Below are 16,775 nucleotides of genomic sequence, written 5' to 3' on the forward strand. Positions count from 1 at the left end.
ATTATGTTTATAATGAAAATTTAAGAGTCATACACTTTAAAAATAATAACTGAAAGGGTAAAGCTTATGAATTTATACCAGATCAAAAGGAGAATAAATATTGCCATTGATACTTTACGGGTAAATGACAATTATCTTTTAATTAATGATGTTAATGAAAGAAGTATAGCCCACAAGCTTGCCGTATATATGGAACAGACTTTCGGGAGAGATTATGACATTGATTGTGAATATAACCGGAATAGTGGCGATATAAAAAAGATTAAAATGCTTGTAGCCAAATGGGTTGAACTATATAATCCTTCAGTGATAATTGAAGATGATATGCTTAGTGGGATATTGGTTGAAAAAACGGTTTTTCCAGATATCATTGTCCATAAAAGAGGAAACCCTGATGAGAATTTACTTGTCATAGAGGTTAAGAAGTCAACCAGTTCGGTTAATGTGGATTTTGATATCGAAAAGCTTAAATGCTATACAGAACCTGGTAATAAATTGAATTATAAATATGGAGCGTTCATTAAGTTTCATACTTCCACGGAACAATATCAATCCCCAGACATCAGATATTTTAAAAGAGGAAAAGAAATTTCAGCAAAATAAAGCATATTCCCATTATTTATCAAACAGTGCGTAAAAGTTTTTTTGACGTGAAAGCATGCTTTCACGTCTTTTCTTTTACAGTGATATTTTCATAGGATACGCAATAATAAGGTATACAGAAGTATATGACAATTTGGAGTATTGCTGGATTTCAATTATATTACAAATATGGATTTTTAATGTATAATAAATATGCAGGCAGTAACTTAACCTGTTGTGATAGTTAATAAGGTTTTTAAGAGATAAGTTTTGCAAGTCCCGGGAGGACGACTTTAAAGAAATTGTGCGGTTTTCTGCCTGTTTACCACATTTTAACCGGCACAACAGGTTAATTTACAGATAAAATAATTAAAAGCAAGGAGATTTTAATATGAACTCAAAAAAGTACATAATGTTATTGTTGTCTTGTATTCTGACGGTTTTCTTTTTGAATTTTAACATCTCGTCTGCCAATGCTTCAACAGCAATAAAGGACGTAGTTTGCACACAAATAACGGCCTATGCCTTGAAGGCAGACGGGACAGTGTGGTCCTGGGGAGTAAATTCTTATGGACAACTGGGAAATGGAACAATAAATAACAGCTTTGTTCCGGTACAGGTAAAAGGACTAAGCGGCGTAAAAGCAATAAACTGCACGCAGATAACTGCCTATGCCTTGAAGGAAGACGGAACGGTGTGGTCCTGGGGAGTAAATTCCTATGGACAATTGGGAAATGGAACAATAAATAACAGCTCTGTTCCGGTACAGGTAAAAGGACTAAGCGGAGTAAAGGCCATAAGCTGTACTCAGATAACGGTATATGCCGTAAAAGAAGACGGGACAGTGTGGTCCTGGGGAGTAAACTCCTATGGACAACTGGGAGACGGAACCATAAAGAACAGCTTTGTACCTGTGCAGGTAAAAGGGCTGAGCAAGGTAAAGACCGTTGTCAGCTCGGAGACCTCGGTCTATGCCTTAAAGGAAGACGGAACAGTATGGTCCTGGGGTGCAAATGATTATGGACAACTGGGAGACGGAACAATAAATAACAGCTTTGTTCCGGTACAGGTAAAAGGCCTGAGCGGAGTAAAAGCAATAAACTGTACGCAGATAACAGCCTATGCCCTGAAGGCAGACGGGACGGTGTGGTCCTGGGGAGTGAATTCCTATGGACAACTGGGAAACGGAACAATAAATAACAGCTTTGTTCCGGTACAGGTAAAAGGACTGAGCGGAGTAAAAGCAATAAACTGTACGCAGATAACTGCCTATGCCTTGAAGGAAGACGGAACGGTGTGGTCCTGGGGAGTAAATTCCTATGGACAACTGGGGAATGGGACAATAAATAACAGCTTTGTCCCGGTACAGGTAAAAGGACTAAGCGGAGTAAAGGCTGTAAGCTGTACTCAGATAACGGTATATGCCATAAAGGCAGACGGGACGGTGTGGTCCTGGGGAGTAAACTCCTATGGACAGTTGGGCGACGGAACCATAAAAAACAGTTTTGTACCTGTGCAGGTAAAAGGGCTGAGTATGGTAAAGACCGCAGTTTGCTCGGAGACCTCGGCATACGCCTTGAAGGAAGACGGAACAGTATGGTCCTGGGGAGTAAATTCTTATGGACAACTGGGAGACGGAACAATAAATAACAGCTTTGTTCCAGTACAGGTGAAGTTATAATTTAACCTGCAGTGCTGATTAAAATTGTGGTAACAGTCAGAAAATGCTGCATACTCCCGGACGGGCTTCAAATAAAAAATTCTAGCCCTTCAGCAGCCTTGTAAATGAGTTTAACTTCCGTTTACAATTATAATGTACAATGGTATTAAAAAAGAATTGGTGGTGTGCCCTTTGAATCAGATTTTAGTGGTTGATGATGATGAATATATAAGGGAACTTGTGTGTACACTGCTTCGGAACGAGGGCTACGGCATCATGGAAGCAGCAGACGGGCGTGAAGCACTTAAAAGGCTGGGAAAAGACAAAGTAGATTTATGTGTTCTGGACATTATGATGCCCAATATGGATGGCTTTGAATTCTGCAAAACGGCCCGGAAATATTATAAGGATTTGCCTGTTTTAATGTTAACTGCAAAGAGCGATTTGAGCCAAAAGGTAAAGGGCTTTGACCTGGGCTGCGATGATTATCTGACAAAACCCTTTGAGGGCGCGGAGCTGATTGTCCGTGTGAGAGCCTTATTAAAGCGGTATCATATGGACAGGGAAGAGGAAGTAACCATAGGCAGGGTAACGCTGAATAAAACCAGCTACATTGTATCTGTTGACGGAGCCAAATATGATATACCCATGAAAGAATTTGAGCTTTTATACAGACTGGGAAACAGCGCAGGAAAAACCCTGACTCGTGATTATCTGATTGAAGAAATCTGGGGCTATGATTTCGACGGCAACGAGCGCACGCTGGATGTCCATGTAAACCGGCTCCGAGAGCGTTTTCCGGCCGATGAATGCGGCTTCAGAATTACAACCATCCGCGGCTTGGGGTACCGGCTGGAGGTGGTGGCATGAACAAACCGAATAGATGGCACATGAGTTTCAACATTATGATTTTTGCACTCTTATACCTGGGCTGCATTACATTGGGATATGTGCTGTCTTCACTTTTGTTTCAATTGACTGGAACCCCGGGGAAGCTGCTTTCCTACCTGATAGCCGTTATCATTGGACTTCTGCTTTCCATCAGCGTTGCAAGGCTTTTTACAATAGTTTTCAGCCGGACTAAATACGGACAGGAACACAACCTGAGACGGCATCAGTTTTTAGATATGACTTTGGAAGCCCTGAACAAAATTTCACGGGGTGATTTCAACATATCCATAGCAATTAATGAGAATGACCCGTTCTCCCAGGTGGCGGAAAGCGTCAATAAAATGGCGCGGGAATTGTCAGGCATGGAAGTGCAGCGTCAGGACTTCATATCAAACGTATCCCATGAAATTCAGTCTCCGCTGACTTCAATAAGCGGCTTTGCGGCTCTGCTGAAATCAGATTTGCTGAGCAGTGAGCAGCGGCTTCATTACATTGAAATAATTGAAACTGAAAGCAAACGCTTATCCAAGCTCTCGGACAATCTGCTGAAGCTGTCTTCTCTGGAATCTGAAAATGTTCCGCTGGTACTTCGGGATTTCCGTCTGGATAAACAGCTTGAGCACGCCATTTTAATACTTGAACCCCAGTGGATAAAGAAAAATATAGATTTGAATGCGGATTTGGAAAAAATCAGCATAAGCGCAGACGAGGACCTGCTGAGCCAGGTGTGGATCAATCTGATTCACAACGCGGTAAAATTCACCCCTGAAAACGGCAGCGTAAAGATCAGGCTTTTTCAGAACGACAGTCAAATTGTGTGCCATATAACCGACAATGGGGCAGGTATTTCTCAAGAGGACCAGATACATATCTTTGAGAGGTTTTTTAAGGTGGACAAGGCCCGGGACCGCTCCCTTGGAGGCAATGGCCTCGGCCTGTCCCTCAGCAGAAAGATTGTTGAAATCCACGGCGGTCAAATCAATTTCGAGAGCGAACTAAATAAGGGGACGAAGTTTATTGTCACCCTGCCAAAATAAAGCCTTCAGTTTACATTGCGTTTAACTTCAATTTAACCTCCGTTTAATTTACAGCCATAAAATAGGTCTGTAAACAAAAATGAAGGTTATTTTTTTGGAGGTTTTATGATGAATATGATTGAAGTAAGAGAGCTTGTAAAGCAGTATGATAAAGCGAAGGAACCGGCAGTCAAGGGCATTGATTTTTGTGTAAAGGAAGGGGACTTTTTCGCCTTTCTGGGCCCAAACGGCGCAGGCAAGACCACTACCATCTCAATTTTGACCACCACTCTTTCAAAAACCGGAGGCCAGGTTAAAATTGCCGGGTTTGATGTGGAAACAGAAGCAAAGCATGTACGGGAGAAGGTGGGTATTATTTTTCAGCGGCCCAGCCTTGATCCCCAGCTTTCCGCGGAAGAAAACATCCGGTTTCACGCGTGCCTGTACGGTATGTACAGCTACCATCCATCCTTCAGGCTGATGCCTGCCGAATACAGGAAGCGTGTAATGGAGCTGGCCGAAATCGTTGGCATTCAGGATTCGCTGTTCAAACCCATTAAGAAACTTTCAGGCGGCATGCAGCGCAAGCTGGAGATTATCCGCAGCCTTATCCATACACCGTCGGTGCTCTTTTTGGATGAACCCACACAAGGGCTTGATGCTGTCAGCCGCCGCAGTCTGTGGGAATATATCGATACTGTAAGGAAACAATACGGCACTACAGTATTTTTGACCACCCATTATATTGACGAAGCGGAAAAAGTTGACAAGGTCTGCATTATCAATCACGGTAAAATTGCCATTTCAGGCTCCCCTGACGAAATGAAGGGCAACCTGCTGAAACAACAGTTGGTTTTAGATTCGGAGGACAGGAAGGGGCTTGTGACGGAGCTTTCTGACATGGGACTTTTCCATAAGACTGAGAAGCACATCATTGTGCCTTATCAGGAGATAACGGCTCAGGAAGTAATTGCAAAGCTGAAAACACGTCTTAGTGTACTCAGCATTGAGGAACCGTCACTTGAAGATGCTTATATAGAATATCTGAAATTGGGAGGTGAAGCGGCATGAGCGAACTTGTTGCAGCCGGCAGGAGAAAATCGGGGCCGGCTCGTGAAATTAACGCAGTTATGACTATTATGGCAAGGGATATCACGCTTTTTTTCAAGTCACCCATGACAATCATTATGAGCCTGGCCATGCCGGTCGTTATGCTGGGAATGCTGGGCGGGAGCCTGTCGCAAAACATGTCGGGAGGGCTGGGCTTCAATTACAATCAGTTTATGCTGGTGGGGATGATTGTGAACATGCTGTTCATGACCACAACCATGGGCATCTCCTCTCTTGTGGAAGACCGCACCACTGATTTTACACAAGAAATGATGATTTCGCCGGTTTCCCGTTACAGCATTATCATTGGCAAGATACTGGGTTCCTCCTTCGGGGCGATTATTGGCATGTTCGGAACCATAATTGTAGGGCTGTGCATGGGAATTACGCTGAATATCAGACAACTGCTGCTCTTGATATTGCTGTCGCCTCTCATGTGCCTGTCGGCAGGGTCACTGGCTATAATTATTATTGGAGTTATCAAAAACAGTAAGACAGCAAACACTGCTGTGAGTTTAATCACCATGCCGCAAATGTTTCTCAGCGGCGCTATCATTCCAATTGGAAATTCCCACGGCATATTGTACATTATCAGCAGAATGATGCCTATGACCTATTGCCTTGACCTTGCACGTTCGGTGGTATATGCCGGTACCGATCAGTATGAAAGCGTTGTACTTAATAATCCGGCTCTGAATCTGGCTGTCATACTTGTGCTAACTGTCGTTTGCCTCACTGTAGGAACCTTCTTTTTTGCCAGAAGCGAAAAAAACAGATAACTGCAAAATCAGCTCTTGCAATTCACCAATAATGTTATGATTACAGCAGGATATTTCACAAGGAACTGTTCGTAAAGGAGGCCGCACGGGTTTTGCCGGTGCGGCCTCCTTTACTGTATTTAAAATGTAAAATACGGGTTCCGTGCTTCTTAGAATTTCCTACTCAAGGATATGTCTTGAAATGAGACGACGGGGATTGAAATATCTTTTACGGCATTCCTCAGCAATGTTTGCAGCAAATTGGCCTTCTGCAATTAATTTCTTGATTACTGCCCCTTGGAACTGGTAATAAAGGCTGCCAGCCTAGGGGGCTGGGCGTATGCCCGTGGAGGTTGGACAGCAGCGTCAATTATAGGATTCAGCCTGCCTATTCTTGCATTTCTTTATTATCTTACCGGTAAAGGCAAGTGATTGACAAGGAGGAACATTTCTTATAAATTATGGGTGTATTGTTTATCTTCACGATTTAATTAATTAAGTAAATTTGAATCAAAGGATTTTAATAAAAGGGGTGGGGAATATGGAGAAGAAAATTGCAATTATTACGGGAGCCAGCGGCGGAATAGGCAAGGAATTTACCAGGCTGATGCTGCGGGAGGATGTCAGTGAGGTATGGGCAATAGCCAGAAATCAGGAGAAGCTTACAAAACTGAAAGCTGAATTTGGAGATAAAATAATCGCTATCTCAAAAGATTTATCAAAATCAGATGAATTACTTTCAATAGGAGAGCTGTTAAAAAAGCAAAAACCAGTCATAGCATATTTAATTAACAATGCAGGTCTTGCAAGGATGGGGGCTTATAAGGATTTTACCGCTGAAGAGATAATGGATACAACAAATATCAATTGCATTGCTCCGGCCGTTTTGTGCACACTATGTATCCCGTATATGACAAGGGGGAGCAGAATACTTAATATTTCATCTGCAGCTTCCTTCCAGCCGTTGCCCTACCTGAATCTATACTCAGCGACCAAAGTTTTTGAAAGATATTACTCCAGAGCATTAAACCTGGAATTGAAAGGAACAGGAATTACGTCCACGGCTGTCTGTCCGAGCTGGGTGGATACAGAACTGCTGATCAAGGAAGTCAATGGCAAAAGCATTGACTTTCCAGGTATTGTAACACCTGAAGAGGTTGCAGCAAAGGCACTGAAAGATGCCAGGAGAGGAAAAGACATGTCTGTTTGTACACTGTATGTCAAATATGAACATTTCCTGTCAAAACTGTTTCCTCAAAAGATAATAATGAATACATGGCTGCGCAAGATAAAAAAATATATGTGACACAGGTGCGGGGCATGGAATTTACATGTTTCCAGTGGATATATTCAGCCGGTTTGGCAAAGGATAAAGGGTATATATACTTTGAAAATATGAGAATCCAGACTGATAAGCAGCGGTTATGGTAATACAGGAGAATTAATTTATGAATAATGATAAAAGGGAGCTGCTCCCGGAACAACGCGAAGAAATACTCAGAATATTGAAGGGCCGTTTTGAGAAGAATATGGACCGCCACAAAGGACTTGAATGGGATCTGGTGCAAAAAGAGCTGGAGGCAAAGCCGGAAAAACTGTGGTCCCTTTATGAAATGGAGAGAACCGGCGGGGAACCTGATATTATCCATGATAAAGATAAAAATACTGACCGGTGCATTTTTGTTGATTGTTCCGCAGAAAGTCCAAAGGGCCGCAGAAGTGTCTGCTATGACCATGAAGCACTGGAGTCCAGGAAAGAGCACAAGCCGCAGGACAATGCCGTTGATATGGCTGCCCACATGGGCATAGAGCTTTTGACGGAGGAACAGTACAGGGAGCTTCAGAAATTTGGACAATTTGATATTAAAACTTCAAGTTGGGTGAAAACGCCTGATAATATCAGAAGGCTGGGAGGCGCCATCTTCTGTGACCGCCGCTATGACACGGTCTTTGTGTACCACAATGGGGCTGAATCCTACTATGCTGCCAGAGGGTTCCGAGGCCTGTTAAGGGTCTGAATTTTTAAAGGCTGCCAATAAATAATAAGTTCAGAAATTCAATTGACTTTTTGTTTTCAGATGTTACTTGAGGGGTAATATAAATATGAAAAGTTATAAAGTCAATTACGGTTGAAACCTTCGCCTTCCAGGCGAATATGTGCTTTTAAGCATTTTATTTAAAGGTTTCAACGGTTTGGGTTTTAAGGAGTCTGTACTTCAGGAGGCTTTATCCTCAAACCCAAACTATCGGCTTTCAGCCGATAGTAATTGACTTTTGGCAAAGGAGATAAAAAACATGAGTGCTAAGGAACAGGTGTTGGAAGTTATGAAGTCGGCAGGGAAACCTTTAAGTGCCGGAGAGGTTGAGAAATTATCAGGCCTGGAGCGCAAAGAGGTTGACAATGCATTTAAGGAATTGAAAAAGGAAAATTCCATCGTTTCTCCGGTTCGCTGCAAATGGGAGCCTGCAAAATAGATTTGGTTTAATGCCGCTGGCGCTTCATCAGGCTCAGGCGGCTTAATTTTTGTTCCGGCAGGGTAATAGTGGGAGTCTGAAAGCCGGGCGGCAACGGATTTTTAATTTTTTTGAAGGGAGAAATTAATGGGGAATACGGACAAGTTTGAAATGATAGCTGATATATATGACACTTCTGAAAGGATTCAAATCGCCAAGGTGGCTTCAAATGCCATTCGTAAATGCCTTACTGATGCCAAAGGCAAGACAGCCATTGACTTCGGGTGCGGAACAGGCTTGGTGGGAATGGAGCTTCTGGACGATTTTAAATCCATGCTTTTTCTGGATACGTCACAAAAAATGCTTAAGCAGATAGAGCAAAAGATTTCTGCGTATAATATACAGAACGCAGCAACATTATGCTTTGATTTTGAAAGGGACAGCCTTACGGGTTTAAAGGCCGACTATATTTTTATGGCTCAGGTTCTGCTTCACATTAAAGATATTGAGCCGGTTTTATCCAGATTATATGAGGTTCTGAGCCAGGGAGGGCATCTGCTTATCGTAGATTTCGACAAAAACGAGAAAATAGACTCGGATATGGTGCATAACGGCTTTGATCAAAGAGAGCTAAGTGAAACCATGACTGAAATAGGATACCGCAATGTTCAAACTGAGACTTTTTATACCGGCAGCAAGCTGTTTATGGGGCAGGATGCGGCTATGTTCATTCTGGATGCTGTCAAATAGAGCCGGAAGCAATTCAGGAAGCTCATAGAAAATTTACATGAGCTGAACGCAGCCTAGTGTTTTCCTATTGCAGCTTCATACCATTGCTCGAAAGCAGCTACTAACGAAATAGTACCATAATTTTCTATATATCGAAATAAAAGTTTATCGAAGAACCCGTGGAAACAATGAACCTGCTCCGTTGCAGGCTCACTCCGCCAGCAGCTTGACGATATGCTTCTCAATTGACTTGGGGCTTTTTACCGGTGCAAAGCGGGAGATTACCTCACCTTTTTTATTTATGAGAAATTTAGTGAAATTCCATTTGACATTGGTGCCGCCAATTCCGCCTTTTTGAGACTTGAGCAGGGAATAAAGGGGGCTTTCATTCTGTCCGTTCACTTCGATTTTGTCGAACTGCCGGAAGGTAATGCCAAAACGACCTGTGCAAAAGCTTCCTATTTCCTCGTTTGAACCGGGGGCCTGGTTGGCAAACTGATTACATGGAAAATCAAGAATTTCAAAGCCCTGGCTTTTATATTTATCATACAATTCCTGCAAGCCGCTGTATTGAGGCGTAAATCCACAGCCTGTGGCCGTGTTGACCACCAGCAACACTTTGCCCTTGTATTCGGACATGTTAACCTCGTTACCCTTCGCGTCTTTTACCATCAAATCATAAAGTTTCATTTTGTTCACCATTCTCCTTAGCCTTTAAATTTTTAAAACATATTTTATACAATTAAATTATATACAATTTAAATATGGCAGTCAAGCTATTTGTTTAAAGTATAGCCTGGAAATACTTGCTCACTCATTTTTTTGACGAATACATTTGACACTTTTGTTATCATATGTTACTGTTAACATATGATAACGAAAAATGAGGTGCGGCTATGTCAATCAATCACGCTATTTTGGGAATGCTTAGTTACAGGGAACTGACAGGATATGACTTGAAAAAGATAATTCAGGACTCTTCTTTCATGCACTGGTCCGGGAACAACAATCAAATATATAAATCTCTTACCGAGCTTCTGGCCAAGGGCATGGTGACCAATGTAGTCAGGCATCAGGAAAGTGCTCCCACGAAAAAGGTATATATGATAACCGATAGAGGACTTGCTGCTTTAAAAGAATGGGTGCTGTCCGAAGCTGAGCCCATGGAAATTAAAAAGCCATTTCTTGTGCAGCTTGCATGCTCCAGGCAGCTCAATACCGGTGAAATGAATATAATGCTTGATGGATATGAAAATCAGGTTAAAATGCAGTTGCTTATGGCACAAAAAGGCAAACAGGATATAACGGCAGGGGGAAATGCGCTGGAAGCAGCAATATGGAGTCTGATTAACGATAATATAAGAAGAACATTTGAAAATGAGCTGGGGTGGCTTCAGGACCTGCGAAAGGCCATAGCCCATATTCCCAATGAGAATGACGTCAAGGCTGACAAAGCCGGTGAGAATACGGCGGCAGAAACCAGCCATGGAGAAAAAGGCCATAAGAGTATGAAATATACCGTTAACAGCTATAAAGAAATAAGGTACGTTCATTTTAATGAACCGGAGACAAAGCTGGAAACTGAAAGAAATATTCTGGACGTAATCGGTGCACTGGTTGAAAATGATATACAGTTTGCACTGTTTGACAGTGAAGTACTTTCAAGGGATTTTCTTGAACTCAAAAAAGGCCTGGCCGGAGCATTGCTCCAGAAGTTTGCCATGTACCGGATTAAGTCTGCAATCGTTGTCAAAGGTATCGACGGCCTGGACAGTAAATTCATGGCTTCCATCTCCGAGAGTGCAAAGCATAATATCGTTAAAGTATTTACCGATACAGCCGATGCGGAGAAGTGGTTCTTAAGCCGGAAGCAAAATGAGGGACTATAAAGGAAAATTAAAAAAGTTGAGAGGAGGATCAAATAATGAATTATACCTTAACGGTAAAGAACGACCTTATTGTGAATATCAACAGCGCAGATATCCTGATAACCGATGCCCAGTCCGCTCTGGACCTTATGATGAATGTGAAATATGAGACGGGCTGCAGCCGGCTTGTGCTTGACAAGTCAGCAATAAGTGAAGAGTTCTTCAGACTCAGCAGCGGAATGGCAGGAGAAGTCCTTCAAAAATTTATAAATTATCATATGAAGCTTGCTGTAATAGGTGACTTTTCCAGGTACACAAGCAAGCCCTTGCATGATTTTATATATGAAAGCAACAGAGGCAGGGATATTTTCTTTGTGGACAATATGGAGCGAGCGGTAGAAAAGCTGGAGAATGCCGGAGTTTGAATAACAACGAAATACCATCTAATCGCAAAAAAACGTAAAAAAAGTAATTGTGGATAGGCTTGACAATTAAGGGATGTTTAGTTAAAATTGAAATGTCATTCCCAATTCACAGCAAATATGCAAGAAGTAGAAATATAGATAAATTTCAAAGAAAAACATAAAAAAGAGATGAGATACGTGTATTTTGATAATTTGGGGGTTGTTAAAGGCTGGTAGTGTACAGATGAACTATTGATTTATTAATCTGTACGAAGCTTTATAAATATCTTTAGAATGATGTAGCTTACCCCATTATCTGTATGCTGATGGGAGTGGGCTTTTTTATATGTAAAAATTCTGAATGTGCTGATCGTCGCCGGGTCGCGTTAGCATATGATGATGTTATAATTTATCTGGTGTAGCACATTTCTGTGTGAAATGGCGAAGCTATGTCCTCTTATTATTGGAGGCAAAACTGACGAGGCTTTTTTGGCAGTCAGCAATTATTGATAAAATGAAAGGATATTTTTTATAATGGCGGATGAGCGCAAAATAGTCTTTGAAAGAGAAGATGATGTCGGGAAATTACTGTTGTGGGAACATTTTATAAATGGTAAGAAGGAGTATGAACTCCTGATAAACGGAGTATTCATTATGGCCACATACAATTCCTTATCCTCTGAGCTGTTAGTAAAAAATGCCGTCGATAAATTAGATATCAGAAATGGCAGTCTCCTGATTGGAGGCTTGGGTCTGGGATACTCAGTCAAGCAAGGCTGCCAACACAGTGACAAAATTGAAAAAATAAAGGTTGTAGAATTTAACCCTTATGTCATAGAGTGCAATTTGTCAGTATTGCATGAATTAAATGGAAGATTCCTATCCGACAGTAGAGTAGAATTGTTAAATGACGATTTCATAAAATACATAAGATTTACCCGCGAAAAGTTTGACATCATATGCATGGATATTGACAACGGACCAATGCTGATTGTTAATGAAGGAAACAAAGATGCTTACGCCACTCCGTTTTTCAGCAGAATCCTGGAGGTGCTGAATGAGGGAGGGGTATTTGTCATATGGTCCTGTAACAGTGATGACCAACTGCTGAGTGATATGCAAAAGATATTCCCTAAGTGTCATGTGGAAGAAGTGTATGAACAGCACAATGGTGAGGCTGTGCCTTACTATTTGTACTTTGCATTCAAGTGACATTATGTGAATTTTATTAAATAATCAATTATCAAATAATTTTTTTATTTTAATCTGATATCAATCAACAACAGGACAACAGTCATATCCCATAAACTATAATCAGTTATAATCAAAAAAATCATACTGTCATAAATATTCAAAAAGCAAGTTCTGCTTTCAATCTTAGAGAGAATAGTGTTCTGCCTTTTTCAAGGTCATCAGGTATCTGACCGCTGAGCTTTTTAGGCGCATAAACAACAATAAAAAAGTGGGTGGTATTTTGATTTTTACAAATAGAAAATATAACATACTGGACATTGTAAGGCTGTCATTCCAGTGTGCCCCGGTACAATCGGCCATTTTATTATTTAATACTGTTATCGGTGCACTGGTACCTACTTTTTCAGTATTGGTAACAGCGAGTTTTATTGACAAGGTTCTTCTTATGCCAAAGGGCGAAAAAAACTTCAGTCATATAAGTATTTATATTGCGCTTATTGTAATCATATTGAGTTACGAAAAACTGATCGGTCCCTCTATAGGGCTGGTCCGCATTGGATATGACAAAAGGCTCAGGCTGACGGCGAAAAAAGAAATGCTCTATCAAAGAGCACGACTAAAATACAAACATATGGAAAACGCCGAGACCCAGGATCTTGTAAACCGCGTATGTGATGGCTGTGAAGGCAAGCTTGCAGGCTTGTTTGAAAACTTCATGGGTTTACTGAATATCATACTCAGGGTTGTAAGTATTGTAGGAATACTTGTGGCATATATATGGTGGCTGATCATAATACTGGTTGTTTTTTGCATTCCACTTTTTTATATTGGCTATAGGGCCGGAAAAAAGGAATATGTCGTTAAGAAAGAAACAACAATACTTGAGAGATTAGCCAGTAATTTCAGCAATATGTTATCAAACCGTGAGAACATAGATGAAAGGTATGTTTTTGGATTTGAAAGGCATATAAACGAAAAGTATTACGATGCATATGAAAAAAGCAGAAAGCACAGGCAGAAAGTTGAAAAGCGCAATTTTATAGCGATGAAGGCAAGTAGTATCCTGCTACTGTTGTCAACGATAATTATGTGTATTCCTCTTTTATATGCCGTGGCAAACAAGCAAATAACCTATGGACTGTTCATTTCATTTATTCCTGCCATCAACAATTTTGCACAGATGATGTCCTGGTCGCTGACAAATAATATAAGCCGTATAAAGGAAAGCATGGAATATCTTAAAGACCTGACAGAATTCATGAGCCTTTCAAAATCAGATTCTGCACTTGATCTGCCTGCTATTCCTGAAATTGAATTCCAATCGCTGGAATTCAAAAATGTGTCGTTCCGGTATCCCAATAATGACAATTTCGTATTACATAATATGTCGTTTCGGATGGAGAAGGGGAGACACTATGCAATTGTGGGGGCCAACGGTTCCGGAAAAACCACAATGACAAAACTTATAACCGGATTGTATGATGAATACGAAGGTGAAATTCTTATTAATGAAAAAAATATTAAGGAATACAGTTTGGCAGAGCTAAAATCTCTTTGCAGTGTTGTCTTTCAGGATTTTTCCAAGTATAGTATATCCCTTGGAGAAAATATTGCCATTGGAGATATCGGCCTGCTGGAAAAAGACAGTGTTTCCATGAAGCTCCCCAAAAAAGACATTAATAAAAGGGGCAGAAAAACAGATGGAGAGTACATACTGGATTTTAACCATAACATAGATAAGACCGAAACAGGAAAAAAGGTTAGAGAGGCTGTAGAATTATTCAGTCTGAACAAAGTTATTGACAAGCTTCCCCAAAAATATAATTCGGCACTGGGAAAAATAGAAGAAGAAGGTGTGGATCTGTCCGGAGGAGAGTGGCAGCGTGTTGCTATGGCAAGGGCCGTTATTTCGCCGGCTCAGTTAAAGATTCTTGATGAGCCCACCGCAGCACTTGACCCCATAAGTGAGAGTGAGATTTACACGGAATTTGAAAAGATAAGCAGGGGGTATACTACCATTTTCATATCACACAGGCTGGGATCTACAAAGCTTGCCGATACCATATTGGTTGTAGGCAGCGGAAGTATCCTGGAGCAGGGTTCACATGAAGAGCTGATGAGACAGCAGGGTATGTATTCACAAATGTATCTGTCACAAGCTGAGTGGTATAAAGAGGCCGGCAAAAAAACTGAAGATTCAGATATGAAAGTGTGGTGAGGCAGGATGGGAAAGAATTTAAACCGGTCGAAGGTCAAAAAAGTGAAAGATTCAATTGGTTTTATAAAAATGATAAAAACTGCATTCCCCATAATATACAGGGTTTGCCCGGTGTACTTTACCATACAGCAACTGGTATCCACTCTGCATGGCCTTTCCCATGCCGTTGTAGTAACTGTGACGGCTATCTTTTTTGATAATGTTTTAAAGGTGGCTAATGGAGAATATACCGTATCGGATATACTGATCTGGTTTGTTATATACAGCGGCATTATAATTGTTGTCCAGATACTGAACGGAATGCACAATTACATGTATGGTGTTGTTGCAAGAAGAGTACAGGGCTACACAACGGTTAAAATTCATGAAAAGTCGTCTAAAATAGATCCTGTAATGTACGAAGATCCAAAAAATCTTGATGATATAAATAAGGCTTTTAATGGTGCCGGAGATATTTTTTCCTTCTGTATGACAATTACTACCCTTTTAACTTTTTATTTACCCTACTTTATATACATGAGTTTTTATTTATATAAAGTAAATCAATTTTTGCCGGTGGCTGTTTTTGTTGCGTTTATGCCGTCTATGCTGTCAATGATAACCAATACAAAATTCATGAGCAGGCTGGAAGACGAAGCTGCCCCTATAAGAAGAAAAATGGATTATTTCAGCAATGCCATCGTGGGTATTGAACATATGAAGGAAACCCGCATTTATGGATTGTTCAATTATTTCTACGGCTATTTCAAGGACGCAATCAAAAAGTTCAATAAAAAAGACAGTTCTGCCAGAAGAAAGGTGGAATACATAAACCTTGGACTAAACAGCGTTTCATTGGTAGCTTACGGAGTTGTTATATTTTACATACTATATCTGTTTGTAAATTCCAGCATAAGTGCCGGTGCCTTTGCTGCCGTTTACAGCTATATGGGGCTGGTGTTCGGCATAATGAATGAAATCGTGACCCTGCATATCGGCAATATGTCAAAAAATTACGGAACCATACGGAATTATATCAGGTTCATGAACTTACAGGAAATAGGCGGGGAAAAAGGGGAAATGGATGAAAACCCGCAGGTGGAATTGAAAAATGTTTCATTCAGGTATCCAAAGGCTGACCAGGAGACCCTGGTTAATATCTCGCTGAAAATTAACCCCGGAGAAACTCTTGCTATCGTCGGACAAAACGGGGCAGGCAAGACTACCCTTGTCAGGCTCATAACAGGTATCTATAAGCCGGTCAGGGGCAAGGTGGAGATTGGTGGCCTTGATAGTGCCAGGATATTGTCAAAAAGCATCTATGAATCTGTGACGGGTGTATTTCAGAAATTTCAGAAATATAAGATGACATTGGACGATAATGTTAAAATAGCGCATTTTGATAAGGAAGAGCCCATAGAGGGATATACCTCCAAAATCGGAATTGATATTAATAATTCCTCTGCTTATCCTGACGGCATCAACACTATGCTGTCACAGGAATTTGGGGGTATCGACCTTTCCGGGGGGCAATGGCAGAGAATTGCTCTTGCAAGGGGATTTTACAAGGATCACAAGCTCGTGGTTCTGGATGAGCCCACTGCGGCAATAGACCCTTTGGAAGAGTGTAACATATACAATATGTTTATGGAGATCGCCAGGGATAAAACCGCTGTCATAGTGACACACAGGATGGGTTCGGTAAAGCTTGCAGACAGAGTTGTGGTTTTGGATAACGGCAGGATTGACGACATTGGCACACATGATGAACTCATGAAGCGCGGGGGTCTTTACTATAAGATGTTTACGGCGCAGTCCTCCTGGTATGATAAAGGATCGGATGCAGAGCCTCAATAGATGTGCAAGAGATGTTTTGTTATTGTACGGGAGGATTTATGGAGTACAAGTTAGG

General features: G+C 41.2%; 16 protein-coding genes. 15 read left to right on the plus strand and 1 reads right to left on the minus strand.

Annotated features, from left to right (window positions below; genetic code table 11):
* The first annotated feature begins 66 nt into the window (after positions 1-66).
* The 10 genes from CLHUN_RS04925 to CLHUN_RS04975 all read left to right on the plus strand — a co-directional run bounded on the left by CLHUN_RS04925 (position 67) and on the right by CLHUN_RS04975 (position 9,221).
* Positions 67-603 (plus strand): hypothetical protein, encoded by a 537-nt coding sequence (locus CLHUN_RS04925; protein ID WP_080063460.1) that lies wholly within the window; start codon positions 67-69, stop codon positions 601-603.
* 370 nt (positions 604-973) lie between these two features.
* Positions 974-2,263 carry an RCC1-like domain-containing protein gene (locus CLHUN_RS04930; RefSeq protein WP_080063461.1) on the plus strand — a complete coding sequence of 430 codons (1,290 nt, stop codon included), beginning with the start codon at positions 974-976 and terminating at the stop codon, positions 2,261-2,263.
* Between the two features lie 171 nt (positions 2,264-2,434).
* Positions 2,435-3,112, plus strand: a complete 678-nt coding sequence (locus tag CLHUN_RS04935) for a response regulator transcription factor (RefSeq protein ID WP_080063462.1) — start codon at positions 2,435-2,437, stop codon at positions 3,110-3,112.
* Entirely contained in the window at positions 3,109-4,170 is a 1,062-nt protein-coding gene (locus CLHUN_RS04940) for a sensor histidine kinase (RefSeq protein WP_080063463.1), read from the plus strand. The genes CLHUN_RS04935 and CLHUN_RS04940 overlap by 4 nt, the downstream gene beginning before the upstream one ends.
* 108 nt (positions 4,171-4,278) lie before the next feature.
* Complete coding sequence (locus tag CLHUN_RS04945; RefSeq protein WP_080063464.1) at positions 4,279-5,220, plus strand: ABC transporter ATP-binding protein; 942 nt, start codon at positions 4,279-4,281, stop codon at positions 5,218-5,220.
* On the plus strand, positions 5,217-6,038 hold the full coding sequence (locus CLHUN_RS04950) for an ABC transporter permease (RefSeq protein ID WP_080063465.1): 822 nt from the start codon (positions 5,217-5,219) through the stop codon (positions 6,036-6,038). Before CLHUN_RS04945 ends, CLHUN_RS04950 begins: the two co-directional genes overlap by 4 nt.
* A 520-nt stretch (positions 6,039-6,558) precedes the next feature.
* Entirely contained in the window at positions 6,559-7,323 is a 765-nt protein-coding gene (locus tag CLHUN_RS04960; protein ID WP_080063466.1) for an SDR family NAD(P)-dependent oxidoreductase, read from the plus strand.
* A gap of 142 nt (positions 7,324-7,465) precedes the next feature.
* Entirely contained in the window at positions 7,466-8,035 is a 570-nt protein-coding gene (locus CLHUN_RS04965; RefSeq protein ID WP_080063467.1) for a DUF4256 domain-containing protein, read from the plus strand.
* Positions 8,036-8,312: 277 nt separating this feature from the next.
* Positions 8,313-8,492, plus strand: coding sequence for a transcriptional regulator (locus CLHUN_RS04970; RefSeq protein WP_080063468.1), 180 nt, complete (start codon positions 8,313-8,315; stop codon positions 8,490-8,492).
* 126 nt (positions 8,493-8,618) lie between these two features.
* The gene (locus CLHUN_RS04975) at positions 8,619-9,221 is read left to right on the plus strand and encodes a class I SAM-dependent methyltransferase (protein WP_080063469.1); all 603 of its coding nucleotides are present in this window, start codon (positions 8,619-8,621) and stop codon (positions 9,219-9,221) included.
* Between the two features lie 189 nt (positions 9,222-9,410).
* On the opposite strand, the gene CLHUN_RS04980 is transcribed toward CLHUN_RS04975, so the two are convergent.
* Positions 9,411-9,890: a glutathione peroxidase gene (locus CLHUN_RS04980; protein WP_080063470.1), complete on the minus strand. Its 480-nt coding sequence runs from the start codon at positions 9,888-9,890 to the stop codon at positions 9,411-9,413.
* A gap of 206 nt (positions 9,891-10,096) precedes the next feature.
* Here CLHUN_RS04980 and CLHUN_RS04985 point away from each other — a divergent pair, with 206 nt between their 5' ends.
* The 5 genes from CLHUN_RS04985 to CLHUN_RS05005 all read left to right on the plus strand — a co-directional run bounded on the left by CLHUN_RS04985 (position 10,097) and on the right by CLHUN_RS05005 (position 16,720).
* Positions 10,097-11,089, plus strand: a complete 993-nt coding sequence (locus CLHUN_RS04985) for a DUF4180 domain-containing protein (RefSeq protein ID WP_080063471.1) — start codon at positions 10,097-10,099, stop codon at positions 11,087-11,089.
* 35 nt (positions 11,090-11,124) lie between these two features.
* Positions 11,125-11,493 carry a DUF4180 domain-containing protein gene (locus tag CLHUN_RS04990; protein WP_080063472.1) on the plus strand — a complete coding sequence of 123 codons (369 nt, stop codon included), beginning with the start codon at positions 11,125-11,127 and terminating at the stop codon, positions 11,491-11,493.
* A 513-nt stretch (positions 11,494-12,006) separates the two neighbouring features.
* Positions 12,007-12,684 carry a spermidine synthase gene (locus tag CLHUN_RS04995; RefSeq protein ID WP_080063473.1) on the plus strand — a complete coding sequence of 226 codons (678 nt, stop codon included), beginning with the start codon at positions 12,007-12,009 and terminating at the stop codon, positions 12,682-12,684.
* Positions 12,685-12,946: 262 nt separating this feature from the next.
* Positions 12,947-14,884, plus strand: a complete 1,938-nt coding sequence (locus CLHUN_RS05000) for an ABC transporter ATP-binding protein (RefSeq protein ID WP_080063474.1) — start codon at positions 12,947-12,949, stop codon at positions 14,882-14,884.
* A gap of 42 nt (positions 14,885-14,926) precedes the next feature.
* Positions 14,927-16,720 (plus strand): ABC transporter ATP-binding protein, encoded by a 1,794-nt coding sequence (locus CLHUN_RS05005; protein WP_165755658.1) that lies wholly within the window; start codon positions 14,927-14,929, stop codon positions 16,718-16,720.
* The last annotated feature ends 55 nt before the right edge of the window (positions 16,721-16,775 follow it).

The sequence above is a fragment of the Ruminiclostridium hungatei genome (assembly GCF_002051585.1).
GTDB classification, from domain to species: Bacteria; Bacillota; Clostridia; order Acetivibrionales; family DSM-1351; genus Ruminiclostridium; species Ruminiclostridium hungatei.